Genomic DNA, 24,885 nt, shown 5'->3' on the forward strand with positions numbered 1-24,885 from the left:
CCCCGCGGTCCCGCCCCCGGGGCTCGCACCGGCCGGGGCCGACCCCCGGGCCCGGACCGCCTTCGCCACGAGACGTCACGACGCCGCGGTGGCCGACCCCGCGGTGGCCGAAGCGGAGGCGGCCGTGCCCAGGAACTCCGCCCAGCCGCCGAGGGGGGACCGTCCGGGATCGAGCGTGCGCAGCTTGCGCAGCACCGCGGGGTCCTGGACCTCCAGCCACTCCACGAGTTGGCGGAACGAGACCAGGCGTACCTCGTCGTGCCCGGCTATCCGCTCGATGGCCTCTTCCACGGCGTCCATGTATATGCCCCCGTTCCACCGTTCGAAGTGGTTGCCGACGAAGAAGGGGGCCCGGTTGCTCTCGTAGGCCCGGCGGAAGCCGGCGAGATAGCTGTCGCGGGCCTGCGCGCGCCAGGCGTCGTACTGGGCACGGTCACCGAGCGGGTTGGCGTTCGACTGGTTGGCCATCAGGTTGTAGTCCATGGACAGGACCTGGAAAGTGTGGCCGGGGAACGGGATGGACTGCAGCGGGAAGTCCCAGACACGGCCGTTCTGGACTTTGCCGGGCCACATCTGGAGGCCGCCGGGGCAACTGGCGTCGTACTTCCATCCGAGGGCGGCGGCCGTCGGCAGCAGGTTGGACTGCCCCTCAAGACACGGGGTGCGGCCGCCGATCAGCTCCTTGTCGTAGTCGAAGGGGAGCGGTTCGAGATCGGTGAAGCCGGTGTTGGTCTTCCACCCGGTGACGAACTTCTTCGCCTGGTCGATCTCGCTGCGCCACTCGGCGGGGGACCAGCGGCGCACCCCGTCCGCGCCGCAGAAGTGACCGTTGAAGTGGGTGCCGATCTCGTGCCCCTCCAGCCAGGCGCCCCGGATCTGCTGAAGTGTCGCGTGGATGTGCCGGTCGGAGAGGTAGCCGATCGCGGAGGCGCCCACCGGGTGCTGCGGCGGGCTGTACAGGTGCTTCTTCGACTCGGGCAGCGTGTAGATGCCGCTGAGGAAGAACGTCATCGACGCGCCGTGGTCGGCGGCGACTTTGCGGAACCGTGAGAACAGCTTGTTGCTGAGCTCGCCCGCACCGTCCCAGGAGAACACCACGAACTGCGGCGGACGCTCGCCGGGCTTCAGCCGCTCGGCCTTCGGCTGCTTGGGCTGGGCCCCCGTGTCGGCGGTGGAACCGTCGCCGATGAGCCGGGGCCGCGGGGTCGCGTCCTTCACCCGCCCCTTGCCGTCGCTGCCCACCGACCAGTCGTGCGCCGAGCAGGCGGAGAGCGCCCCGAGCGCTCCCGCCGCGGCCGTCGTGGTCAGCAGACGCCTGCGTGAGATGCCGGTCATGATGAACCCCCGATGTCCTCGATACCGCTCCCGCGCCGGGCCGGAGCTTCCGTTCCCGCGACGCGCCGCCCTGCCGGCAGGTGCGTCAAACGGTGTGATGCGCGGATGTCCGGGAAAGGTCGCCGGCGGGGGGACGTGTTGCCGTTCCGTGACAAACCCCGCCGGTCCGCGGACGGACGGCGGGGCGGACAGCGGCGGGGTGGACAGCCGGGAGCGGCGAGGCGGGAGGGGTCAGGCGCCGGTACCGGCCCGGACGACCGCCAGGGAGACCGAGGAGGAGTTCCCGGACACCGGGACCTTGCCGCCCTTCCAGACCGCCTTGAGCGGGTCGCGCTCGTCGGGCGGTGTGACGACCAGCGACGCCGGCGTGGCCGTGTGCGCCCCGCTGATCTCCGGGTTGGAGAACGTCAGGCCGGCCCACGCGCTCTGCCCGGGGGCCAGCGTGACCGTGGTCGGCGACCCGGGGGAGCGCTTCGGGTCGGGCCCGAGCTGCTTGCCCGACGCGTCCACGAAGGCCGCCCCGGGGTAGCCGCGCAGGGTGCAGGTGCGGTGGGAGGTGTTGGTGAGGACGACGGGGAAGTTCTCCTGGCCCGCGCCCGGGTCGTTGGCGCCGACCGAGGCGCGCAGTTCGGAGGTGTGGCAACGGGTGCTCGCCGCACCGCTTCCCGCCGACGCCGTGGTTGACGCCGTGGCCGAGCCCGGCACCGGTGCCGATGTCCTGCCGCCGCCGGCCGACGCCGTACTGGTGGCGGAGCCGTCCGGGGTCGTGTCACCGGAGGCCGGCTGCGCCGTGCCGGGGAGTTTCTGCGGCGTGCCGCCCGTGCCGCTGTCGGTCCCGCAGGCCGAGAGCGTGCCCAGCAGCGCGATACCCGCGACCACCGCCGCCCAGTGTGCGGGGGAGGACGTACGGCGTACCGGAACCTCGTCGCCGTGCCGGAAGGTCGCCATGTCAACACTCCTTCGAATTCAGCGCACGCCGTGACGCGTGCGTACGGCGCTCCGTGCTCCGTCACCACTGTCCGATGCGCACCGGCCGGAAAAAGTTCGCCAGTCCGGCACGTCTTCTCGTCAGGTGCCTACCCGTACGGAGCCGAGCACACGGTCGGTGGCGTCGCTGTCGCTCTTCTGGCGGATCTGTACATACAGCTGTGGCTGTGCGGCGCCGCCCACGGGGGTGAGCCCGGCCTCCGTGAGCGAGCCGTGACCCCCCGGGCAGTCGCTCCAGGTCCTCACCAGCCCGTGCCAGCGCGCGCCGGTGTAGGTGCGGCCGCCGTCGTAGTGGCACCCGGTGTGGGCGAGGGAGGCGACCCGGGCCCGGACGTCCCCGCGCTCGCTCAGGCCGACGAACACCCCGTCGACAGCAGAGCCCAGGTCCTGCCACGTCGCCAGGTCGTCGGCGACCGCCAGCCCCGGTTCGTGGGTGTCCGACAGGCCCACGGTCCGCGGGTTCCAGCCGGAGTCACGCAGCTGACGGCCCCAGGCGTGCGGCACCTCGACCGTGAGCCGTCCCGAGGCGTCCGAGACCCGCACGGACCCGCCGGAGGACTGCCGGCTCACGAGGGCGGCGGTGATGCCGCCGGCGGCGACCACGACCGCGACGGCCACCGCGGCGACGACGGTCCTCCGACGGCGCCGGGGCGTGCCGGCGGCCGGAGCCGGCGTCACTTCGGCCAGCCGCTCCAGCTCCTCGGCCAGGCCCAGCGCCGTGGGCCAGCGCCGCTCGCGGTCGGGTTCCATGGCGCGCAGCAGCGCCCGCTGGACTCCCGGCGCGAGGCCGGTACGGAGCCGGTCGGGGCGTACGACCTTGCCGGGCGGCCCGGGCACCGTGCCCGTGACCAGGTGGTAGCCGAGTGCTCCCAGGCTGTACACGTCGGCCCGCGCGTCGATCCCCGACCCGGGCTGGGCCTGCTCCGGCGGGGTGTAGCCCGCGGAACCCGCGGCCATCGTCAGCCCGGAGGCCTGCGCCAGGCTCTTGGCGAGACCGAGGTCCGCCAGCAGGACCCGCTCGCCCGCGCCGGGTGCCGTGCGCAGCAGCACGTTGGACGGCTTGATGTCGCGGTGCACGATCCCGGCCTGGTGCAGCGCGGCCGCGCCGCGGGCCGCCAGGGCGGTCAGCCGCAGGGCCTCGGACACCGGGAGCGGTCCACCGCCGACCCGGTCCGCGAGGGTGCCCCCGTCCGCGTACTCCATGACGAAGTAGGGCCTGCCGTCCGGGAGTTCACCGATGTCGTAGACCTGGACGACCCGGCTCGAGTCGGCCTTGCGCAGCAGCCGGGCCTCGGAGAGGAAGCGCTCCCGCACGTCCAGGTGGTCGACCCAGTTGTCGGACAGCACCTTCACGGCGACGACCGCGTCCAGCACCTCGTCGTGGGCGAGCCAGACCACGCCGAAGCCGCCGGCGCCCAGGCGCCGGTCCAGACGGTAGCGGCCGATCCGCTGCGGAGGGTGCATGCGACTATCATGCCTGGCCTCTGATCGACACCGAGGGGAGCACCCAGTGCAGGACGCGGCGGGAACCGAAGAGCTCGCGCTGCGCGCCGCCGCGGGCGATCCGGACGCCCTGGATCTGCTCCTCCAGCGGCTGGGGCCGGAGGTCATGCGGCGCTGCGGACGCTTCCTGCCGTGCCGCGAGGACGCCGAGGAGGCGGCACAGGACGTCCTCCTCCAGGTGGCGCGGAAGATCACCGCCTTCGAGGGCCGCAGCCGGTTCAGCACCTGGCTCTACACGGTCGTCGCCAACTGCTCCCGACAGAAGTACCGCGAGCTGAAGCGGCGGGCCGCCGAGCAGCCGGACGTCATCGACGCCTCGCAGCACGTCGACCCCCGCACCACGAGCGTCATCGCCGGTTCCCGCATCGACCTCCTGGAGGCGCTGGAGCGGCTGGAGCGCGAGCATCCGCACCTGGTGGCGCCGCTGGTCTACCGGGACATCTGCCAGCTGGAGTACGCCGAGGTCGCCGAGCGGGTCGGCATTCCGCTCGGCACCCTCAAGTCCCGTCTGCACGAGGCCCGTAAGCAGGTCAGGCCCTGGCTGGCCGACGCCTCGTGACGTCGTGGCACTCCTGACGGGTCGTCAACTCCTCTTTCCTCGTGAGGAGTTCGACCATGGCGCGAGCTCGTCACAGGTCGGGACGCGGGCGTGCCCGTCGGTCCCTCCGCCGGCGGGTCCACGGGGTGCCGCGTGCCCTGACGCGCCGGGTGTCGCGGGCCCTTAGGGTGGTCGGCGTGACCCAGAAGAACAGCAGACCGCTCGCCGTGTTCGACCTCGACGGCACGCTCGCGGACAGCGCGCACCGGCAGCGGTTCCTGGAGCGCAGCCCGCGCGACTGGGACGCGTTCTTCGCGGCCGCTCCGCAGGACCCGCCGCTGGCCGAGGGCGTGGCCCTGGCGATGGAGAGCGCGCGGGAGTGCGATGTGGTCTACCTGACCGGACGTCCCGAGCGCTGCCGCCGTGACACCGTCGCGTGGCTGGCCGCCCATGGCTTGCCCGAGGGGCCGGTCCGGATGCGGCGCAACGACGACCGCAGGCCCGCCCGCCGGACCAAGTCGGAGATCCTCCGCCGACTCGCTCGCGACCGTGAGATCCGTGTCCTCGTGGACGACGACGAACTCGTCTGCGACGACGCCGAGCGGGCCGGGTTCACGGTCGTACGGGCACGCTGGGCGACCGCGTCGGCGGCTCTGAAGAACGCGCAGGAGCGCGAGGGACGGACCTGACCGGGATGACGTGAACGGCGCGGCCTGGCGTGACGGGCACCCCGGGCGTGATCGGGCTGATGTGACCGGCCCGGTCTGGCGTGATCGGGCTGATGTGACCGGCCCGGTCTGGCGTGATCGGGCTGATGTGACCGGCCCGGTCTGGCGTGATCGGCCTGGCGTGACCGGCGCGGCCTGACGTGATCGGCCCGCCTGGCTCGGCCTGCCCGTCCTGACGAGGTCGGCCCGGTCAGGATGGGGGTGGCCCGAGAGGCCGGGCCGGCGGCCGGATGGTGTCCAACCTGCGGTACGTCACTGGGCCGGAGCGTGACCGGCCGGATCGACGGCAACGGGCTTGCGGTCGGCCATGGCCCGCCGTGCGATCGGCGGGGCCGGTCCCGCCTGATGCCCGACCGTCGGCGCACGACCGGACGGCGTGGACGGGTGGACGGGTGGACGGAGTGGAGGGTGCGGGCGGCGCGGGCGCCCGCTCGGGTGACGCGAAGGCCACCGGTCGGCCGTTCGGGGGTTCGCCCGCGATCCCGCTCCCCGGTCAGGGTGCGAGCGGGGGGCGCGGTCACGGGTCCGGGCGCGGGGTCGTGCGGGGCCCGGACGATCCCGTCCGCGCGTGCCGGCGTGCGGCGCCGCGACGGATCGGACCTGCGCGCGGCCCCGCGGTGGATCGGCGTACGGCTCGGCGGGGGGAAGCGGCATGTGGCCCCGGGGCGGGGCCACATGCCGGGAAACGTGGCGCCCGGTCGCGTCAGGCGCCGTCCTCCAGGCGGAAGCCGACCTTCAGACCTACCTGGTAGTGCTCGACCTCCCCGTCCACGATCTGCCCCCTGACCTGGGTGATCTCGAACCAGTCCAGGTTGCGCAGGGTCTGCGAGGCGCGGGCGATCCCATTGCGGACGGCCTGGTCGACCCCCTCGGTGGAGGTGCCGACGATCTCGGTGACCCGGTACGTGTGGTCGGTCATGCGGGTGCTCCTCTCCGCCGTGGCGGGTGTGCCACGCGTCATTCCACGGTGCCTCACGGCGCCGCGGTACGCGAGATGTCGGTGGTGTCTCGACGGTCGCCCTTGACGGTTTTGATTGGTCCATACCAAAATCAGAACACCCGTACGAGCGCTGAGCTCGACCCCCACGCCGGGCTCCCTTTCCGCTGTCCGCAAGACAGAACAGGATCCCCTTCGTGACGCGTCGTCTGCTCGCCCTCGCCTGTGTGACCGCCTCCCTGCTGACCGCCTGCGGAGCCCTGCCGGAGGGAGGCGGCGGACGTCACACCGTGACGGTGTGGCTGATGAAGGACAGCGCGTCCGAGGAGTTCCTCAAGCGGTTCACCGAGGACTTCGAACGGACCCACCGGGGCATCGCCCTGGACATCCGCATCCAGCAGTGGACCGGGATCGTGCAGAAGGTCCAGGGAGCGCTGGAGGGCGAGCGGGGCAACGGGCCGGACGTCATCGAGGTGGGCAACACCCAGGTGGCCCAGTACGTGGACCGGGGCGGCCTGAGCGACCTGACGCTCGAGTCGGTGCGCGACTGGGGCATGGACGACTGGCTCCCGGGCCTCGCTCAGCCGGGCCGGTTCAGCACCCGCCAGTACGGCATCCCGTGGTACGCGGCGAACCGTGTCGTCATCTACCGCAAGGACCTCTTCGACCGGGCCGGCATCAAGAAGTCGCCGAAGACCCGCGAACAGTGGATCGAGGACACGGGACGGCTCAACTCGGCCGGTAACCAGGGGATTTACCTGGCCGGGCAGGACTGGTACACCCTCGCCGGGTTCGTCTGGGACGAGGGCGGTGAACTCGCGACGGAGTCCGCCGGAACCTGGCAGGGCTCCCTGCGGACGCCCGCGGCCCTGCGCGGCATGGACTTCTACCGGCGGCTCCAGGCGCTCGGCTCCGGGCCCGTCGGCGCCGACGAGGAACACCCGCCGCAGGCCCGGGTGTTCGCCGGTGGCCATGTGGCACAGATCGTGGCCGTACCCGGGCTCGCCCAGGCGATCGTCGAGCAGAATCCGGCGCTGCGGAAGAAACTCGGGTTCTTCCCCGTCCCCGGCAGGACGGCCGCCGAGCCCGGCGCCGTCTTCACCGGCGGTTCCGACCTCGTGGTGCCCAAGAACACCGACGACCGGCGGGCGGCCACGGCCGTCGTGTCGGCCCTCGTCGGCGCCAAGTGGCAGACCGAGCTGGCCCGGACGATGAACTACGTGCCCAACAAGACCACCCTCGCGGGCGCGGTGGCCGGCGAGGAGGGCGCCGCGGCCATGGCGGTGGGCGCCGCGCAGGGCCGGGCGACACCCGCCTCGCCCCGGTGGGCCGCCGTCGAGGCCGACAACCCGATCAAGTCGTACATGACCAAGGTCCTGACCGGGGCCGACCCCGCGACCGAGGCAGGGCGCGCCTCCCGGCTGATCACGGAACGGCTGGCGGAGACCGGGGGATGAGTCACGGGCCGCCGTCCCCAGGGGGTGTCACCGGAGGAAGCCCGTGTAGTTGTGCTGCTCGATCTGGCTGCTGATCTGTTTCACGGTCTCCAGGCCCACGCTCACGATGATCAGGATGCTCGTGCCGGTGAGCTGGTTGGCGCCGCCGAAGCTCGCGAACGCCACGGTGGGGACCAGGGCGATCAGGCCCAGATAGAGGGCACCCGGCCAGGTGAGTCTGTTCAGGACGTAGCCCAGGTACTCGGCGGTGGGCCGGCCCGCCCGCAGGCCCGGGATGAAGCCGCCGCTCTGTTTGATGTTCCCCGCCACCTCCTCCGGATTGAACGTGATGGCCACATAGAAGAAGGCGAAGAACACGATCAGCAGGAAGTACGCGAGGACGTAATAGGGATGGTTTCCCCGGACGAAGTTCTGTGTGACCCAGGTGGCCCAGCCCGCGTGCGAGTTGGAGAACTGTGCGATGAGCGCGGGAATATAGAGGAGCGAGGAGGCGAAGATGACCGGAACCACACCGGCCTGGTTGACCTTCAGCGGGATGTAGGTCGCCGTTCCGCCGTACGACTTACGGCCGATCATCCGTTTCGCGTACTGCACCGGAATGCGGCGCTGCGCCTGTTCCACGAAGACGACCAGGGCCACCATCGCGAACCCGACCAGAATGACGACGCCGAAGCCGAGCCACCCGTCGGCGATCTGCCCCTCCTGTTTGACGGTCCACAGCGCGCCGGGAAACGTGGAGGCGATCGAGATGAAGATGAGCATCGACATTCCGTTGCCGATACCGCGTTCGGTGATGAGCTCGCCGAGCCACATCACGGCGGCCGTCCCCGCGGTGATCGTGAGCACCATCACCAGCGTGGTGAGGATCGAGTGGTCCGGGACGATGCCCGCGGCGGTCGGGCAGCTGGGGAACAGCGCGCCACTGCGGGCGGTCGCCACCAGGCCCGTGCCCTGCAGGATGGCGAGAGCCACCGTCAGATAGCGGGTGTACTGGGTGATCTTCCCCTGCCCGGCGGCGCCCTCCTTCTTCAGCGCCTCCAGTTTCGGGATGACCACCGTCAGCAGTTGCAGAATGATGCTCGACGTGATGTACGGCAGAATTCCCAACGCGAACACGGTGATCTGGAGCAGCGCCCCGCCACTGAACAGATTGACCAGACCCAGCAGACCGCCGTTGGCCGTCGCCGCGTCCACGCACGCCTGGACGTTCCGATAGTTCACGCCGGGCAGCGGCACATGCGACCCCACGCGGTACAGCACGATGATGCCGAGCGTGAACAGCAGCTTCTTGCGCAGGTCCGGGGTTCCGAAGACCTTGGCGAATGCGCTCAGCAAGGGTTCCTCCTTCGCCCCTGCGTCAGCACGTCAGAGGTGCACAGAAGCAGATTTTCCGAGCTCGGGAACATGCTCCGGAAACGCAACGCGAAGTAATGCTTCGCGAACGTAGGGAAATTCAAGCACCATCATCGAATGGGACATCCGGGTCGGCAACCGGAAAGGCCCCGGCGGGGGAGCACGGGACAGCCCTGGGGCACTCTTCGGCGGGCGGAGACGCCACGCCGGGCGCCGGTACCGGACTCCGGAGGGGACATGGACAACGGGCGCCGGCGGTGTACATCGCCGGCGCCCGTTGCCCGATGGTGCCCGGGTTCACCACCCGGGCGGTCTCTCACACTGCTTGTGACGTCACCTGACCACGCTCAACGACAGCGCGAAACGGCCTTCGCGGTCCGTCCACCAATGGGCCAGGTCGAGCCCCGCGGCGGCGAGTTCGCGCCGTACCCCCTCCTCGCGGAACTTCGCCGAGATCTCGGTGCGCAGATCCTCACCGGCGGCGAAGTCGACGGCGAGGTCGAGGGCGGGGATCTTCACGGTCTGCTCGGTCCGCGAACGCAGCCGCATCTCGATCCACTCGTGCTCGGCGTCCCAGAGGGCGACATGGGTGAACGCGTCCGGATCGAAGTCGGCGCCGAGCTCGCGGTTGACGACCGTCAGCACGTTCTTGTTGAACTCGGCCGTCACTCCGGCCGCGTCGTCGTACGCGGCGACGAGCACCGACTCGTCCTTGACCAGGTCCGTGCCCAGCAGCAACGTGTCGCCGGGGGTGAGCAGTGCCCGTACGGAGGCCAGGAACGCGCCGCGTTCGGCGGGCAGCAGGTTGCCGATGGTCCCACCGAGGAACGCCACGAGCCGCGGTCCGGGCGTGCCCGGAAGCGCGAGACCACCCGTGAAGTCGGCGATCAGCGCGTGCACACCGAGCTCCGGGCGTTCGGCGATCAGCGCGTGCCCGGCCTGGGTCAGGGCGCTCTCGCTGACGTCGACCGGTACGTAGGTGTGCAGCCCGGGCAGCGCGTCGAGCAGATGACGGGTCTTCTCGGACGAGCCCGAGCCCAGTTCGACGAGGGTGCGCGCACCGGTCGCCGCGGCGATCTCGGTGGCCCGGGCGGCCAGGATCTCGCGCTCCGCCCGGGTGGGGTAGTACTCGGGCAGTTCGGTGATCTTGTCGAAGAGCTCGCTGCCGTGTGCGTCGTAGAACCACTTCGGCGGCAGCGTCTTGGGTGTGTGGGACAGGCCGTGCAGGACGTCGGCGCGCAGCGCGGCGTCCGTGGCGTCTTCGGGCAGGGTGCGGGTGAGAAGGAACGGACTCACGTGCTGGGCTCCTTCGGACGTGCGGATGCCATGGGGTGGTGGGGGTCCTCGTGGTCGGGCACGCCTTGGCGGTCGTGCGGGTCCTTGAGCGGGGTGAGCAGGACGTCGGTGCCGGTCGCCACGAGCAGCGTGCGGTCCGGCACCTCCTGCCACCGTGGGTCGTCGTCGTACGGCTCTGAGGCCACGACGGTGCCGTGGCCGGGTTCGGCGAGGTACCACAGGGTGTCGCCCCAGGCCGTCGCGGTGATCGTGTCGCCGTCGGTGAGCAGCAGGTTGAGCCGGGAGCCCGGGGCGGCCTCGGCGACCTCCAGGACCGTGTCGGCCAGCGCCCGGCTTCCGTCGTCCCCGGTACGCAGCCGGTGCAGGACCAGCGCCCAGACGAGCGCCGAGTCGCAGCGGGCCTCCAGCGACAGCAGTTCCACGGCGGGCAGAGCGCGGGTCAGCGGGGCGAGGGAGTGCGGCCAGCCGAGGACGGCGCCGTTGTGGCTGAACAGCCAGGTGCCCGCGGCGAACGGCGCCGCCGCGGCCTCCCCGTCCGCTCCCGCCCGGGTGGCGTCCCGTACCGCGCCGAGCAGCGCACCGGTCCGTACGACACGGGCCAGGTCCGCGAAGGACTGGTCGCCCCAGATGGGCCCGGCGCGCCGGTACCGCGCGGGCACCGGATCGCCTTCGGCATACCAGCCGACCCCGAAACCATCGGCGTTGACCGTCCCGTACCGCTGCCGCCGGGGTGCCCACGACTGCCGGAACAGACTGTGCGGCGGTTCCGACAGCAGGCGGCCGATCGGTGTCTCGGGGCCCAGGTAGGCCAGATGACGGCACATCAGGCTTGCTCGTCGCGGGCCGTGCGGAACCCGGAGAAGATCTGCCGCCGGATCGGGTAGTCCCAGTTGCGGAAGGTGCCCCGGCAGGCGACCTTGTCCACGGCGAACGAGCCGCCGCGCAGAATCTTGTGCTCCGGCCCGAAGAAGACCTCCGAGTACTCCTTGTACGGGAAGGCCGCGAACCCCGGGTAGGGCTGCAGGTCGCTCGACGTCCACTCCCACACGTCGCCGATCAACTGCCGTACGCCGAGCGGGGACTCGCCCGCCGGATAGCTGCCGGCCGGGGCCGGGCGCAGATGGCGCTGGCCGAGGTTGGCGTGCTCGGGGGTGGGGTCGCCGTCGCCCCAGGGGTAGCGGGTGGAGCGGCCGGAGGCCGGGTCGTGGCGGGCCGCCTTCTCCCACTCGGCCTCGGTGGGCAGCCGGCGCCCCGCCCAGCGGGCGTAGGCGTCGGCCTCGTACCAGCACACGTGCAGCACGGGCTCGTCGAGCGGTACCGGCTCGGTGACGCCGAAGCGGCGGCGCAGCCACTGCCCGCCCTCGCGGCGCCAGAACAGCGGCGCCTCGATGCCGTGGGTCCGGATGTGTGTCCAGCCCTCGGGGCTCCACCAGCGTTCGGTGTCGTAGCCGCCGTCCTCGATGAAGGCCTGGTACGCGGCGTTGGTCACCGGAGTGGTGTCGATGAAGAACGCCGGGACCTCCCGCCGGTGCGCGGGCCGCTCGTTGTCCAGCGCCCAGGGTTCGGTGGACGTGCCCATCGTGAACGGGCCGCCGGGGACGAGGACTTCGGCCGGTCCCGTGAACGGCGGGGCGGGATCGGGGTCCGGCGCGGTGAGGGCCGCCGGTCCCCTGCGGAGCTGATGCGTGATCAGCATCGTCTCGTCGTGCTGCTGTTCGTGCTGCGCGATCATGCCGAAGGCGAAGCCCGCCTCGGTCAGCGGGGTGCCCCGGAAGGCGGTGCCCTCCAGGACGTCCAGTGCGCGGCCGCGAACCTCGGCGGCGTACTGCCGGGCCGCCGCGGGAGCCAGCAGCGGCAGTGAGGGCCGCTCGGCGCGCGGATGCTCGAACGCGTCGTACAGCCCGTCTATCTCGGGCCGCATGGCGTCACGTCCGGCGACCGCGCGCAGCAGCCACAGCTCCTCCTGGTTGCCGATGTGCGCGAGGTCCCAGACCAGGGGGGACATCAACGGCGAGTGCTGCGCGGTCAGTTCGGGCTCCTCCACGCAGGACGTGAGGAGCGCGGTGCGGTCGCGGGCCGTGGTCAGTGCGTCGAGCGCGCGCTCCCTGAGCGACTCGGGGTCCGTGGGTGAGGTGGGGGCGGTCATGTGCGGATGTCCTTCCCGTGGGAACGGTCCTGGGACCGGTCGTGGGACCGGTCGTCGAGCCGACCGTGGAATTGACTGTGGAACCGGCTCAGCAGATCGTCGGCGGGGCAGCGCCCCCGGGCCACATAGCGCTCCGTGAACTCCGCGACGGCCTCCCGCACCTCGGCGGTGGCACCGAGGCGGGGCAGCGCCTCGGCGGCGGCCGCGAAGCAGATGACGGCGGCCTCGCGCAGCTCGGGGTCGGTCAGGCCGTGCCGGGCGGCGCCGATCCACAGCGGATTGCACGGAGCCGGCAGACCTTCCGCCCGCTCCGCGAGGGGCTTGACGGTCCGGTAGGCGATCTCCGCCGCCTCCGGGTCGTCGAACAGCGCCGCCGTCACCGCCAGTGGCACGATCCACCCGTCCTCGCCCGGCTGCGCGTCGATCATGCGCAGTTCCAGGTGCCCGCGGGGGCGGACCGGCGGGAACAGGGTCGTGAGGTGGTAGTCCAGGTCCGCCCGGTTCGGCGGTGTGCCGGACCGGGTCCACTCCCGGAAGGTCAGGCCCTCGGGCACCTCCCAGGGGCCTTCCGGCGCCCGGACGCACATCACCGGCGCGTCCAGGACGTGCCGGGCCCAGGCGGCGCGTGGATCGCCGCGCAGCGAAGGCGCGGCGGACCGGCCCGGGTCCATGGCCGTCCACAGGGACTGCCGCGTGGAGCGCCAGCCCGTGTAGCGGCCCCGGGCGAGCGGGGAGTGCGCGAACGCGGCCACCAGGACCGCGCCCAACTGGTTCGCCAGCCACCAGCGGCGCCCGTGGCCGAGCGGGCCGGGCTCCTCGTACCCGGCGTCCAGGCACACCTGGACCGAGGCTGAGGAGCACATCATCGCCCGGCCCTCGGGGCCCGTGCGGTCCAGGTAGCGCTCCATGGCGTCGTAGCGCGGCTCACGGAGGTAGCGGCTCGGGGGGTTCCAGGGTTCGTGGCCGTGGCCGCTGAGGCCGAGATCCCTCTCGCGCAGTACCGCGCGCACCGCGTCGAGATCGGCCGACACGGACCCGATGCACTCCATCAGGGAGCCGGCGGGTGCGGAGCTGAGCTCCAGCTGGCCGCCCGGTTCGACGGTGAGCGCCGAACGCAGGGGCAGGGTCCGCAGAGCGGCGTACGCCGCTTCGAGCTGTTCAGGTGTTGCGGGGAGCTGCGGCCGCCGCAGCTCGTGGACGAGCCATTCCACTTCGACACCGAGGGTGCGGGGCGGCCCGGTCTTGAAGCATATGCCTCGGACCAGCGCTTCCACCTCGGCCTCGGTGACGGCGGAGCGCTGCTCCGTACAGTCACTCACCGAATCGGACATGTAGGGATCCTCCTGAGATTCCACCATGCCGCCGGCCCGGCGTCTGTGGTGCCGGACCGGCATTGCTCGTCCCACCCAAGACCCTCTCGGCGGTTCGCACAAGGGTGCAAATCATCATGCCCAGGGTTCGGGGGCACCGCGGGGGCGGCCCGCGCGCCACTGCGCGCGGGGCCGCGAAAATCTGTTGCGCCGCACGACCAGCATCGCTCACGATGCGTCCGTGGGCACGACGGGGGAGATCGCGCGGGGCGTTCGCATGGCGTGTACGGGGGTGGCGCCATGAGCGCGCGCCTGCGCGCGATCGCGCGGCAGACCGAGGAGGCGTGGCGGCGGGTTCATACCGCGGGTCGCACGGACGGGTGGTGTCGATCGCCGCGGCGGTCGAGGCCGCGCGAGCCGGGACGCGGATGTACGGGCCGGGTCCGATCGGGGTCCCGGCCGGGGGCCGTGCGGCCTCCGCCGCGGGCTTCGCGGGCGCGTCGTTCGAGGTCACGGGCGAGAGCAGCACGCAGGCCGCGAGACGGCTGACGGATGAGTACGCCCAGGGTCCCAACGGCCGCGTCGCCGTGCTGAACTTCGCCTCGGCGCGCAATCCCGGCGGTGGCTATCTGAACGGCGCGCAGGCCCAGGAGGAGGACCTGTGCCGGGCGTCGGCGCTCTACGCCTGTCTGCTGCGGGCCCGCGAGTTCTACGACCACCACCGCGCCCACCGGGACCCGTTCTACACGGACCGGGTGATTCATTCGCCCGCCGTGCCCGTCTTCCGTGACGGCCGCGGCGAGCTGCTCGACGAGCCGTACACCGCCGGTTTCCTGACGGCCGCGGCCCCGAACGCCTCAGTCGTGCTGCGCACGGCCCCCGAGCGCGCGGACGAACTGCCGCGCGCCCTGGCCGTCCGGGCCGAGCGCGTCCTGGAGACCGCCGCGGCCCAGGGGTACCGACGCCTGGTCCTGGGCGCCTGGGGCTGCGGCGTCTTCCGCAACGACCCGGCACAGGTCGCCGCGGCCTTCCGTGACCTGCTGGTCGGGGGCCGCTTCGAGGGGTACTTCGACCAGGTGGTGTTCGGAGTCCTGGACCGTACTCCGGGTGCGGCGACACGATCCGCATTCGAACGTGCATTCGCATCCGTGTCGCACGGACATCCGGACACGGACACCCCGCCGATCGGGTGAGGGAGACGTCCCCGGCGCTCAGCGCCAGCCGTAGCGCTCCCGCAGACGGTGCACCACCAGGTTGAACCGCATCCGGTCCAGCGCGCACGCCTCGCGCCGCATGCCGTCCTCGTGCAGCCGCAGCACCCGGTCCACGGCGACCCACGAGTCCCGGCCCGTCCGGTCCCACGGACCGCTGCCTATCGGCACCCACTCCCGGTCGCCGTCGTGCCGTTTGCTCGACAACTGGACGGCGAGCAGAGTGCCCCCGTCCTCGCGTGCGACGACGAGCACCGGGCGGTCCTTGCCCCGTCCGTCGTTCTCCTCGAAGGGCACCCAGGTCCAGACGATCTCGCCGGGGTCGGGGTCGCCGTCGTGCGCGGGCGAGTACTCCGTGCGCACCCGGCCCACCACGCGGGGCTCGGCCTCCGTGGTGGCCGAAGGGCCGTAGCGGCCGGGGACATGCTCGTCGGTTTCATCGGTAAAGGCATTCACGCGCGCCACGTTAGAACCCGCACCTCGGCGGCTCGTCGACGGGGGCCCACGGCACGGCCCCGGGACGGGACACACGCGGCCCCCGCACGGAACCCGCGCGGCCCCGCACGGAACACACCTCGGGCGTACGGGAGCCAACTCCCGTACGCCCGAGGCCTCAGCGGGTCACTTGCCGTCCCCCTCCACCGGCACCTTCTCCGCACGCGGCGGCACGAATCCGTTGACGACGGCGCCGTTGCCCGCGCCGGCCCCGTCCTGATTCATCGACGAGAGCAACTGCCGGGCCAGACCCAGGCCCGTGCCGCCCATGGTGAGCGCCTTGGCGAACATGTCCGACATGCCGTCGGCGCCGTTGAGCAGCACCATGTGGTCGACGTTGCCGAACGCGCTCGCGCCCGCCTGGACGATCTCCGGCCAGTTCTCGGCGAGTTGCTGGGCGACCACGGCCTCCTGGTTCTCGGCGAGGGCCGCGGCCCGCGCCTTGATGGTCTCCGCCTCAGCGAGACCCTGCGCACGGGTCGCCTCGGCGGCCGCGAGGCCCTTGGCCTGGGCGGCGGCGGCCTCGGCCTCACCGGTGGCCTTGGTCGCCATGGCGGCCGCGGCACCCCGCGCCTTCGTCGCCTCGGCCTCGGCGTTGGCGGCGGTCTTCACCCGGTTCGCCTCGGCCGCCGCCGCGAGTTCGGTCTCCTTGGCCTTGGCCTGCGCGGCGGAGATCCGCGCGTCGCGCTCCGCCTCGGCCCGCGCACGGGTCTCGTACGCCTGGGCGTCCGCCGGCTTGCGGACGTCGGCCTGGAGCTGCTGTTCCCGCCGCTGCGCCTCGAGTTCGGCGATCCGGGTCTCCTGCACGACGACGTCCTGCCGGGCCGCGGCCTCGGCGAGCGGACCGGCCTGCCGCGACTTCGCCGCCGCCTTGTCACGCTCGGCCTGGTAACCGGCCTGCAGGATCTCGCTGTCCCGGGTCGCCTCCGACATCCGGGCCGCCGCCTTCTGCTCGGCCTCGGTGGCGAGACGATTCGCCTCCGCCTGCGCGATGCGCGCGTCGCGCTGTACGGCGGCGGCGTGCGGCATCGCGAGGTTCTTGATGTAACCGGTCGGGTCCTCGATCTCGTGGATCTGCAGCGAGTCGACGATCAGACCCAGCTTCTCCATCTCGGTACCGCACGCGGCCCGCGTCTGACCGGTCAGTTTCTCCCGGTCGCGGATCATGTCCTCGACGGTCAACCCGCCGACGATGGACCGCAGATGACCGGCGAACACGTTGTGCACCCGCTCCGACATCATCTTCTGCTGGTCGAGGAACCGCCGCCCCGCGTTGGCGATCGACACGAAGTCGTCGCCCACCTTGAAGATGACCACGCCCCGCACCTTCAGCGGAATGCCCTGCGTGGTCACGCAGTCCACGTGCAACTCGGTCTCGTTGAGGTCCAGCGAGATCTTCCGCACCGCCTGCACACCCGGCATCACCAGCGTGCCGCGCCCCGTCACGATACGGAAACCCATGCCCTCTTCGAGGCCTTCGGTCCGATGCTTCGAACCGGAGATGATCAGTGCCTCGTTGGGCTCCGCCACCCGCCACATGAGCTTGAAGACCACGATCACGAAGATCAGTGCGAGGACAACCGTCCCCGCCACGACGCCGACAACCATCGGCATACGCCCCCTTTTGATGGTGCCCTATCGGCACCGAACGAAGGGAGTGTGCTCCTGTGCGGGACCGGGGTGAAGACGCTGACGATTCCTTGTTGCAATCTTGACGCACACCGCTCTCACCTGGGGCGGAGCGTGCACAGACGAGCTGTCAACTGTCGTACGCGGCCGATACGTACACCGTGCGCGGCGCCAGGTACTCGACGACCATCACCACCGTGCCGCGCTCGATGCGCTCCTTGGCGGTGGCGGGGTAGGCAAGGAAGTGCTCGGCGCCCCCGCGTACGCGGACGATCACCTCACCGACGAGCCCGGGTCCGACCGTCCCGGTCACCCGCCCCATCAAACCGACCATCGACGCATCGTCCATGGCCCCAGGGTACGGCGCGAAGTGGGCTACACCGCAGGGGAATCCGCCGCCGCCTCACGCGGCGGCCACCGCTCGTGCCAGCGCTGGTCGTCCTCCAGCTGGGAGGCGAGCGAGACCAGCAACGGCTCGCTGTGCGCCGGGCCGAGGAGCTGGGCGCCGACCGGCAGCCCGTCGCCGACGAAACCGGCGGGTACGTTCACACCCGGCCACCCCAGGACGTTCCACGGCCAGGCGTACGGACAGGCGGCGATCATGGCCCGGTCGGTGTCCAGCCCGCTCAGGTTCGCCATCGAGCCGACGCGGGGCGGGGGAGCGGCCGTGGTGGGCGCGAGCAGTACGTCGTAGCTGTCGAAGAGCGCGCCGATCCGGCGGTGCAGGGTCGCCTCGGCGCGCCGGGCCACCCGCAGGGGCGCGCCGCCGAGCAGCCGGCCGAGGCGGGCGGCTCCCTGGGTGCGCGGGTCCAGGAGGTGCGGGTGGGGCGCGTCGCGCACCCGTTCGGCGATACCCGCCGTCGCGCGCGGGACGAACGTGAGTCCGATCCGTCCGTAGCGCGGTTCGGCCTCCTCCACCGTGTGGCCGAGCGCCGCGATCCGCTCCGCGAGTGCCACCACCTTCGCCCGTACGGCCGGGTCGAGCCGCGCGGGCACCGCCGTGAACGGCGGCTTGAGCGACAGCGCGATCCGCAGCCGGCCCGGCTCGCGGCCCACCGCGTCGGACACCCGCAGCACGGGCGGGCGGTGCAGATCGCCCTGGTGGTTGCCGCTCGCCGCGTCCAGGAGCAGCGCCGCGTCCGCCACCGAGCGGGCGAGGGTGCCGTTGACCGTGATGCCCTGGAAGGACTCCGGGCGCGGCCAGGTGGAGATCCGGCCGCGCTGCGGCTTGATCCCGATCAGATGGGTCCAGGAGGCCGGGATACGGACGGAGCCGGCGCCGTCCGAGCCCAGCGCCGCCGGGACCAGGCCCGCCGCGACCGCCGCCGCGGAGCCGCCGGAGGAGCCCCCGGGGGTGTGGTCGGCGTGCCAGGGATTGCGGGTGGCGCCGAAGGCCGGGCCCTCCGTGAACGGCCACTGGCCGAGTTCGCAGGTGTTGGTCTTGCCGATGACGATCGCCCCGGCCGCGCGCAGCCGGCGTACCGCCTCCCCGTCCCGGGCCTCGGGCGGGAAGACCCCCCGGCAGCCGAACGCGGTCGGCTCCCCGGCCACGTCCATGTCGTCCTTCACCGCCACCGGCACTCCCAGCAGGGGCCGGCGGTGTCCCGCCGCGAGTTCCCTGTCCGCCGCGTCCGCCTCGTCGAGCGCGGCCTCGGCGCGCACCAGACGGAAGGCGTTCAGGGACGGCTGGGTGGTCTCGATCCGGGCCAGCGCCCGTTCGACCAGTTCACGCGAGCTCACCTCGCCCGCGGCGAGGGCGCGGGCACACTCCGCCAGACCTGCGGCACGGTCGTCAGCCATACGGGACACCTCCGAAGGCACATCGTCCACCGCACGGTAACCGCCTGGGGAGGTATCCCGCACGAGGGGCGGAAGTTACTTCGTGCAAGCGGGTGTTCCCGGGGCGCGCGGGCCGCGGGGTTCCCCCGGCGCCGAGCGGTGCCCGGGCCTTCTGCAAGGATGCGGGGCGTCATGGTGCAGATACCGAATCAGCCCGTCCCGCCGTCGCCCGCACAACGACCCGTGCCGACGAGCGCCGATGTGGCCCGCCTGGCGGGCGTCTCCCGGGCCACCGTCTCGTACGTTCTGAACAACACCAGCGCCGTCCGGATCAGCGAGCCCACCCGCCGCCGCGTCCACGAGGCGGCCAAGGATCTCGGGTACGTTCCGCACGCGGCGGCCCGCAGCCTGCGCGCCGGACACAGCCGGATGGTCCTGATGCCCGCCCCGAGCGTCCCCGTGGGCCCGCTCTACAGCCAGTTCTTCAACGAGCTGCAGTGGGCGCTGGGCCGTTTGGACTACACCGTCGTCCAGTACGGCAGTGTCGGTCTGCACGGGGACGAGGCCGCCCGTGCCTGGGCGGAGCTGCGGCCGGTCGCCGTGCTGGTGCCCGGCAGCGGTCTCGGCCCGCAGGGCGTGGCCGTCCTCAAGCGCTCCGGGGCCCGGGCCGTGGTCACCCTGGGCCCCGAGCGGGTCGAGGGCGCGCACGCGCTCCTCATGGACCACGACCGGGTCGGCCACAGCGCGGGGGCCCATCTGGTGGCCCGCGGCCGGCACCGCGTCGGCGTCGTGGTGCCGGAGGAACCCGGCCTGGAGATCTTCTCCAGGCCGCGCCTCGAAGGCGTACGCCGTGCGCTGCGCGGCACCGGCGCCACGGCGACCGAGTTGCCGCTCGCCTACGAGGAGGAGGCCGCCGCCCGGCTCGCGGCCCGCTGGCGCGCGCTCGGCCTGGACGGGGTGTTCGCCTACAACGACGAGTACGCCATGCTGCTGATGAGGGCGCTCCAGGACGCGGGAATCGTGGTCCCGGACGAGACGGCCGTCATCGGCGCGGACGACCTGATGCTCGGGCGGCTGCTGCGGCCCCGGCTCAGTACCGTCCACATCGAACTGCCGTCCGGTCGGGACCTCGCGGAGCTGGTCGACCGCGCGGTGCGCGAACCCGGCGCGACGCCCGAGACCCACGAGGTACTGGGAGCACGGATCGTGCACCGCGACTCGAGCTGAGAGAGGCTGTAGCTGGTCGCCGCCCGAAGCGAAGCGGACCGGACCGGAGACGGGAGGCGCGTCATGCGGACCACGGTCGGCATCGTGGGCGGCGGCCCCGCCGGGCTCCTGCTGGCCCGGCTGCTGCACCGCGCGGGCGTCGGCTCCGTCGTCCTGGAAGGCAGGTCGCGCGCCTACGTCGAACGCCGCCAGCGCGCCGGGATGCTGGAGCAGGGCACGGTCGACGCGCTGCGGGAATGCGGCGCCGGCGACCGTCTCGACGTCGAGGGCCTGCCCCACAGCGGCATCGAGCTGCGCTTCGAGCGCGAGCGCCACCACATCGACTTCCCCGCCCTGACCGGCGGCCGCGGCGTCATGATCTACCCGCAGACGGAGATCGTGAAGGACCTGATCGCCCTCCAACTGGCGGACGGGCCACCGCTGTTGTTCGAGGCCCAGGTGCTCGCCGTCGAGAGTCCGCTGAGCGACTCACCGGTCGTGCGTTTCGTGCACGAGGGCCGCGAACAGACCCTGGACTGCGCCTACGTGGTGGGCTGCGACGGCGGTCACAGCGTCGCCCGCGAGGCCTTCCCCGCCGGGACGCTCCGCACCTACGCCCGCGACTACCCGTACTCCTGGCTCGGGATCCTCGCCGATGTGCCGCCCGCCGGCCAGGAGTTGGTCTACGCGCGCGGGGCGACCGGTTTCGCCCTGCAGAGCATGCGCTCGCCCACGGTCTCGCGGCTCTACTTACAGGTCCCGAACGGCACCGACCCCGACGACTGGTCCGACGAGCGCATCTGGGACGAGCTCGCCGCGCGCTTCGCGGTCGACGGCGACTGGCGGCTGAACCGTGGCCCCATCACGGCCAAGTCCGTGACGCCGCTGCGCAGTCGCGTCCACGAGCCGCTGCGCCACGGCCGGCTCCTCCTCGCCGGGGACGCCGCCCACACCGTGCCGCCGACCGGCGCCAAGGGACTCAACCTCGCCGTCTCCGACGTGCGGGTCCTGGCCCACGGCCTCATCGAGCTGCACCGCACGGGTTCCGCCCAACTCCTCGATCGTTACTCGCAGTTGTGTCTCGACCGGGTCTGGCAGGCCACACGGTTCTCGTACGACATGACTAGGATGTTGCATGCTCAACCAGATGGGGATGTCTTCGACCACCGGATCCAGCTCGCCCGGCTCCGTCGGATCACGACCTCCCGCCCGGCGGCCGCGGAACTGGCCGCGAACTACACGGGACTGCCGTTGGGACGGTGAGCCCCGCGTGCTGATCAGCGAACGATCGGAGCCCCGACATGCCGCTGCTCGACCCCAGGACCTGGCAGTCCCGCACTCCGGCGGGCGGTGAGTACGCCGTCACCGAGCCCGCCACCGGCGAGACACTCGCCACCGTCACCCTCGCCGCCGCCGAGGACGTCACGGCGGCCGCGCGGGAGGCCCATACGGCCCGGTCCGCCTGGGCCGGTACACCGCACTTCGTCCGCGCCGCGGTCCTGCGCAGGGCCGGCGACCTCTTCGCCACGCACGCCGACGAACTGCGCGAGTGGATCGTGCGCGAGTCCGGCTCCGTTCCCGGCAAGGCCGACTTCGAGCTGCACGTCGCCGCCCAGGAGTGCTACGAGGCCGCCGCCCTCGCCTCCCGCCCCACGGGCCAGATCCTGCCCTCGGAGGCGCCGCGGCTGTCGTACACCCGGCGCGTCCCGGTCGGCGTCGTGGGCGTGATCGCCCCCTTCAACGCCCCGCTCATCCTGTCCATCCGCTCGGTGGCCCCGGCACTCGCGCTCGGCAACGCCGTGGTGCTGAAGCCGGATCCGCGCACCGCGGTCTGCGGAGGCCTCGCGCTCGCGGCCGTCTTCGCCGAGGCGGGCCTCCCGGAAGGGCTGCTCCACGTCCTGCCCGGCGGCGTCGAGGCGGGCCGGGCGCTGGTGGCCGACCCGCTGGTCCCGGTGATCTCCTTCACCGGCTCGACGGCCGCCGGACGCGCGGTGGGTGAGGCGGCCGGCCGGCACCTCAAGCGCGCCCACCTGGAACTGGGCGGCAACTCGGCCCTCGTCGTACTGGAGGACGCCGACATCGACGCGGTCATCTCGACGGCGGCCTGGGGCTCGTTCTTCCACCAGGGCCAGATCTGCATGACGACGGGCCGCCACCTCGTCCACGCGTCGCTGTACGAGGAGTACGTCGAGCGGCTCGCCGCCAAGGCCGACTCGCTCGCCGTGGGCGACCCGCACCGGGAGCAGGTACACCTGGGGCCCGTCATCGACGGCGCCCAACTCGCCAAGATCCAGGGCCTGGTGGAAGCCAGTACGGCGCGCGGGGCGAAGCTGGCGGCGGGCGGCACGCACGAGAGGCTGTTCTACCGGCCGACCGTGCTCGCCGGGGTCGACGACGCGAGCCCCGCGTACGCCGAGGAGGTCTTCGGCCCGGTCGCGCCGGTACGGTCCTTCGCGGACGCCGACGAGGCCGTGGCCCTCGCCTCGGCGGGACCCTACGGCCTCTCGCTCGGCATCGTCACCCGGGACACCGCGCGCGGCCTCGACCTGGCCGAGCGCATCCCGACCGGGATCGCCCACATCAACGACCAGACCGTCAACGACGAGGCGGTCGCCCCGTTCGGCGGCACGGGCGCCTCCGGAACCGGCGCCCGCTTCGGCGGCGAGGCCAACCTGGAGGCCTTCACCGAGGTGCGCTGGACGACCGTGCGCGGGGACGTGGCACCGTACCCGTTCTGATCCGTACGAGGGCCCCGGCCGGAACCGTACCGACCGTAACCGTACCGACCGGGGCCCACGGGGCTTCCCCCGAGCTCACTCGCCCTGCTGGGCCTGCTGTCCCTGCTGGGCCTGCTGCTGGTCCGCGATGGACTTGCGGACCTCGTCCATGTCCAGCTTCCGGGCCTGTCCGATGACGTCCTCCAGAGCGGCCTCGGGCAGCGATCCGGGCTGGGAGAAGATCGCGACCTGGTCGCGGACGATCATCAGGGTCGGGATGGACTGGATCTCGAAGGCCGCGGCCAGCTCCGGCTGCGCCTCCGTGTCCACCTTGGCGAAGACCAGGTCGGGGTTGGCCTCGGCGGCCTTCTCGTAGACCGGGGCGAACTGACGGCACGGCCCGCACCACGAGGCCCAGAAGTCGATCAGGACGAACTCGTTGTCCGTGACCGTCTGGTCGAAGTTCTCCTTGGTCAGCTCCATCGTCCTGCTCATGGCGTGACTACCTCTCCCTGCTCTCGGGCCTCGGGGCGAAGCCGGTGTCCACAACACCGTCCCCCACCCGCGTATTCCGCGCACGTACCCCTGTGGCCACGGCGCACACCAACAACCAGACTGGGCGCATGACGGAAACGGAATCCATCGCCTACGACGTTGTGGTGCTCGGCGCCGGTCCCGTGGGGGAGAACGTCGCCGACCGCGCCCGCGCGGCCGGCCTCTCCGCCGCGATCGTGGAGAACGAGCTGGTCGGAGGCGAGTGCTCGTACTGGGCCTGCATGCCCAGCAAGGCCCTCCTGCGCCCGGCCATCGCCCGCGCCGACGCCCGCCGCGTGCCCGGCCTGAGCGGGGCCGTGCAGGGCCCGCTCGACGCCCCCGCGGTGCTCGCCCACCGTGACTACTACACCTCCAACTGGAAGGACGACGGACAGGTCGCCTGGCTCGACGGCATCGGAGCCGATCTCTACCGCGGACACGGACGTCTCGCCGGGCCGCGCCGGGTGAGCGTCGAGGGCCCGGACGGTGAGCTGCGGTTCCTCACCGCGCGGCACGCGGTAGCCGTGTGCACCGGCACCCGCGCGCTGCTGCCCGGCCTGCCCGGACTCGCCGAGGTCAAGCCCTGGACCAGCCGCGAGGCCACCAGCGCCCACGAGGTGCCGGACCGGCTCATCGTGGTCGGCGGCGGTGTGGTCGCCGTCGAGATGGCCACGGCCTGGCAGGCCCTCGGTTCCCGGGTCACCGTCCTCGTCCGCGGCCACGCCCTGCTGCCCAGGATGGAGCCCTTCGCCGGTGAGCTGGTCGCCGACGCGCTCAAGGAGGCGGGCGCCGAGGTCCGCACCGGTACCTCGGTGACCGGGGTGACGCGCGAGGGTTCGACCGTGGTGGCCCTGACGGACACCGGCGACCGCATCGAGGCGGACGAGATCCTCTTCGCCACCGGGCGGGTGCCCCACACCGAGGACATCGGCCTCGACACGGTCGGCCTGGAGCCGGGCTCGTGGCTCGACGTCGACGACAGCCTGCGGGTGACCGGCAGCGAGTGGCTGTACGCCGTCGGAGACGTCAACCACCGCGCGCTCCTCACCCACCAGGGCAAGTACCAGGCGAGGATCGCGGGCGCCGCCATCGCCGCCCGCGCCGCCGGCGTCCCGCTCCTGGAGAGCGACCCCTGGGGCGCGCACGCCGCGACCGCCGACCATGCGGCCGTCCCTCAGGTCGTCTTCACCGACCCGGAGGCCGCGGCCGTGGGGCTCTCCCTCGCCGAGGCCGAGAGCGCGGGCCTGCGGGTCCGCGCCGTCGACGTCGACATGTCCTCCGTGGCGGGCGCGGGCCTGTACGCCGACGGCTACCGCGGCAAGGCCCGCATGGTCGTCGACATCAACCGCGAGATCGTGGTCGGGCTCACGCTCGTCGGACCCGGGGTGGGCGAACTCATCCACTCGGCCACGGTCGCGGTCGCCGGCGAGGTGCCGGTCAGCCGCCTGTGGCACGCCGTGCCCTCCTATCCGACGGTGAGCGAGGTGTGGCTGCGGCTGCTGGAGGCGTACCGGGACGCGTAGGACCTGTCCTCCGGATCAGGGGGGACGGGACAGGGCGCGCGCATCTGCGTCGTCGTCCGTTGCCGCCCCCCGCTCGCTCCCCCCGCTCGACTTCGCTCGAGCGGGGGGAGGGACCCTCATAGCGTCGTCGCCCTCCGCCGCCTCGCCGCCCTACGCACCCTGCCCCGCCCGGCGGCCGGCAAAGCACCCCACGCACCCTGC

At 72.4% G+C, this 24,885-nt stretch carries 21 protein-coding genes and 1 pseudogene; 8 read left to right on the forward strand and 14 right to left on the reverse strand.

Going from position 1 to position 24,885, the window contains the following annotated elements:
• Positions 1–75 precede the first annotated feature (75 nt).
• The 3 genes from OHB41_RS40250 to OHB41_RS40260 all read right to left on the reverse strand — a co-directional run bounded on the left by OHB41_RS40250 (position 76) and on the right by OHB41_RS40260 (position 3,786).
• Entirely contained in the window at positions 76–1,335 is a 1,260-nt protein-coding gene (locus OHB41_RS40250; protein ID WP_266704593.1) for a polysaccharide deacetylase family protein, read from the reverse strand.
• 231 nt (positions 1,336–1,566) lie between these two features.
• Entirely contained in the window at positions 1,567–2,283 is a 717-nt protein-coding gene (locus OHB41_RS40255; protein WP_266704595.1) for a DUF4232 domain-containing protein, read from the reverse strand.
• 120 nt (positions 2,284–2,403) lie between these two features.
• Positions 2,404–3,786, reverse strand: a complete 1,383-nt coding sequence (locus OHB41_RS40260) for a serine/threonine-protein kinase (protein ID WP_266704597.1) — start codon at positions 3,784–3,786, stop codon at positions 2,404–2,406.
• 46 nt (positions 3,787–3,832) lie between these two features.
• Between OHB41_RS40260 and OHB41_RS40265 the strand changes: the two genes are divergently transcribed.
• Positions 3,833–4,384 (forward strand): RNA polymerase sigma factor, encoded by a 552-nt coding sequence (locus OHB41_RS40265; RefSeq protein ID WP_266704599.1) that lies wholly within the window; start codon positions 3,833–3,835, stop codon positions 4,382–4,384.
• A gap of 176 nt (positions 4,385–4,560) precedes the next feature.
• The gene (locus OHB41_RS40270; protein WP_266704601.1) at positions 4,561–5,052 is read left to right on the forward strand and encodes a phosphatase domain-containing protein; all 492 of its coding nucleotides are present in this window, start codon (positions 4,561–4,563) and stop codon (positions 5,050–5,052) included.
• 742 nt (positions 5,053–5,794) lie between these two features.
• Here the strand turns inward: OHB41_RS40270 and OHB41_RS40275 are convergent.
• Complete coding sequence (locus OHB41_RS40275; protein WP_266704603.1) at positions 5,795–6,010, reverse strand: dodecin; 216 nt, start codon at positions 6,008–6,010, stop codon at positions 5,795–5,797.
• Between the two features lie 215 nt (positions 6,011–6,225).
• Here OHB41_RS40275 and OHB41_RS40280 point away from each other — a divergent pair, with 215 nt between their 5' ends.
• The gene (locus tag OHB41_RS40280) at positions 6,226–7,485 is read left to right on the forward strand and encodes an extracellular solute-binding protein (RefSeq protein ID WP_266704605.1); all 1,260 of its coding nucleotides are present in this window, start codon (positions 6,226–6,228) and stop codon (positions 7,483–7,485) included.
• Between the two features lie 27 nt (positions 7,486–7,512).
• Here OHB41_RS40280 and secY read toward each other — a convergent pair whose 3' ends face one another.
• From secY to egtA, 5 genes are all read right to left on the reverse strand, one after another.
• Complete coding sequence (gene secY / locus OHB41_RS40285; protein WP_266704607.1) at positions 7,513–8,820, reverse strand: preprotein translocase subunit SecY; 1,308 nt, start codon at positions 8,818–8,820, stop codon at positions 7,513–7,515.
• A gap of 351 nt (positions 8,821–9,171) precedes the next feature.
• Positions 9,172–10,134 (reverse strand): L-histidine N(alpha)-methyltransferase, encoded by a 963-nt coding sequence (egtD, locus tag OHB41_RS40290; RefSeq protein WP_266704609.1) that lies wholly within the window; start codon positions 10,132–10,134, stop codon positions 9,172–9,174.
• Positions 10,131–10,958 carry an ergothioneine biosynthesis protein EgtC gene (egtC, locus tag OHB41_RS40295; protein ID WP_266704611.1) on the reverse strand — a complete coding sequence of 276 codons (828 nt, stop codon included), beginning with the start codon at positions 10,956–10,958 and terminating at the stop codon, positions 10,131–10,133. The genes egtD and egtC overlap by 4 nt, the downstream gene beginning before the upstream one ends.
• Entirely contained in the window at positions 10,958–12,280 is a 1,323-nt protein-coding gene (gene egtB, locus OHB41_RS40300; protein ID WP_266704613.1) for an ergothioneine biosynthesis protein EgtB, read from the reverse strand. Before egtB ends, egtC begins: the two co-directional genes overlap by 1 nt.
• Positions 12,277–13,611 carry an ergothioneine biosynthesis glutamate--cysteine ligase EgtA gene (gene egtA / locus OHB41_RS40305; protein WP_266704615.1) on the reverse strand — a complete coding sequence of 445 codons (1,335 nt, stop codon included), beginning with the start codon at positions 13,609–13,611 and terminating at the stop codon, positions 12,277–12,279. The genes egtB and egtA overlap by 4 nt, the downstream gene beginning before the upstream one ends.
• Positions 13,612–13,890: 279 nt before the next feature.
• On the opposite strand from egtA, the pseudogene OHB41_RS40310 reads away from it, so the two are divergent.
• Positions 13,891–14,783: pseudogene (locus tag OHB41_RS40310) on the forward strand (TIGR02452 family protein).
• An 18-nt stretch (positions 14,784–14,801) separates the two neighbouring features.
• Here OHB41_RS40310 and OHB41_RS40315 read toward each other — a convergent pair.
• From OHB41_RS40315 to OHB41_RS40330, 4 genes are all read right to left on the reverse strand, one after another.
• Positions 14,802–15,257, reverse strand: a complete 456-nt coding sequence (locus OHB41_RS40315; RefSeq protein WP_266704617.1) for a type II toxin-antitoxin system PemK/MazF family toxin — start codon at positions 15,255–15,257, stop codon at positions 14,802–14,804.
• Between the two features lie 165 nt (positions 15,258–15,422).
• A complete protein-coding gene (locus tag OHB41_RS40320) occupies positions 15,423–16,910 on the reverse strand; it encodes a flotillin family protein (RefSeq protein ID WP_266704619.1) in 1,488 nt (495 codons plus the stop codon).
• Between the two features lie 145 nt (positions 16,911–17,055).
• A complete protein-coding gene (locus OHB41_RS40325; RefSeq protein ID WP_266704621.1) occupies positions 17,056–17,274 on the reverse strand; it encodes an NfeD C-terminal domain-containing protein in 219 nt (72 codons plus the stop codon).
• 26 nt (positions 17,275–17,300) lie between these two features.
• Positions 17,301–18,725, reverse strand: coding sequence for an amidase (locus OHB41_RS40330; protein WP_266704623.1), 1,425 nt, complete (start codon positions 18,723–18,725; stop codon positions 17,301–17,303).
• A gap of 171 nt (positions 18,726–18,896) precedes the next feature.
• On the opposite strand from OHB41_RS40330, the gene OHB41_RS40335 reads away from it, so the two are divergent.
• The 3 genes from OHB41_RS40335 (at position 18,897) to OHB41_RS40345 (ending at position 22,648) form a co-directional block, all read left to right on the forward strand.
• Positions 18,897–19,931 (forward strand): LacI family DNA-binding transcriptional regulator, encoded by a 1,035-nt coding sequence (locus OHB41_RS40335; protein ID WP_266704625.1) that lies wholly within the window; start codon positions 18,897–18,899, stop codon positions 19,929–19,931.
• A 63-nt stretch (positions 19,932–19,994) separates the two neighbouring features.
• Positions 19,995–21,173 carry a 4-hydroxybenzoate 3-monooxygenase gene (locus tag OHB41_RS40340; protein ID WP_266704627.1) on the forward strand — a complete coding sequence of 393 codons (1,179 nt, stop codon included), beginning with the start codon at positions 19,995–19,997 and terminating at the stop codon, positions 21,171–21,173.
• 38 nt (positions 21,174–21,211) lie between these two features.
• Positions 21,212–22,648 (forward strand): aldehyde dehydrogenase family protein, encoded by a 1,437-nt coding sequence (locus OHB41_RS40345; protein ID WP_266704629.1) that lies wholly within the window; start codon positions 21,212–21,214, stop codon positions 22,646–22,648.
• Between the two features lie 75 nt (positions 22,649–22,723).
• Here the strand turns inward: OHB41_RS40345 and trxA are convergent, their stop codons facing one another.
• A complete protein-coding gene (trxA, locus tag OHB41_RS40350) occupies positions 22,724–23,122 on the reverse strand; it encodes a thioredoxin (RefSeq protein ID WP_266704631.1) in 399 nt (132 codons plus the stop codon).
• 128 nt (positions 23,123–23,250) lie between these two features.
• On the opposite strand from trxA, the gene OHB41_RS40355 reads away from it, so the two are divergent.
• Positions 23,251–24,684, forward strand: a complete 1,434-nt coding sequence (locus tag OHB41_RS40355) for a dihydrolipoyl dehydrogenase family protein (RefSeq protein WP_266704633.1) — start codon at positions 23,251–23,253, stop codon at positions 24,682–24,684.
• The last annotated feature ends 201 nt before the right edge of the window (positions 24,685–24,885 follow it).

The organism is Streptomyces sp. NBC_01571 (assembly GCF_026339875.1).
In the GTDB taxonomy this organism is placed as follows: Bacteria; Actinomycetota; Actinomycetes; order Streptomycetales; family Streptomycetaceae; genus Streptomyces.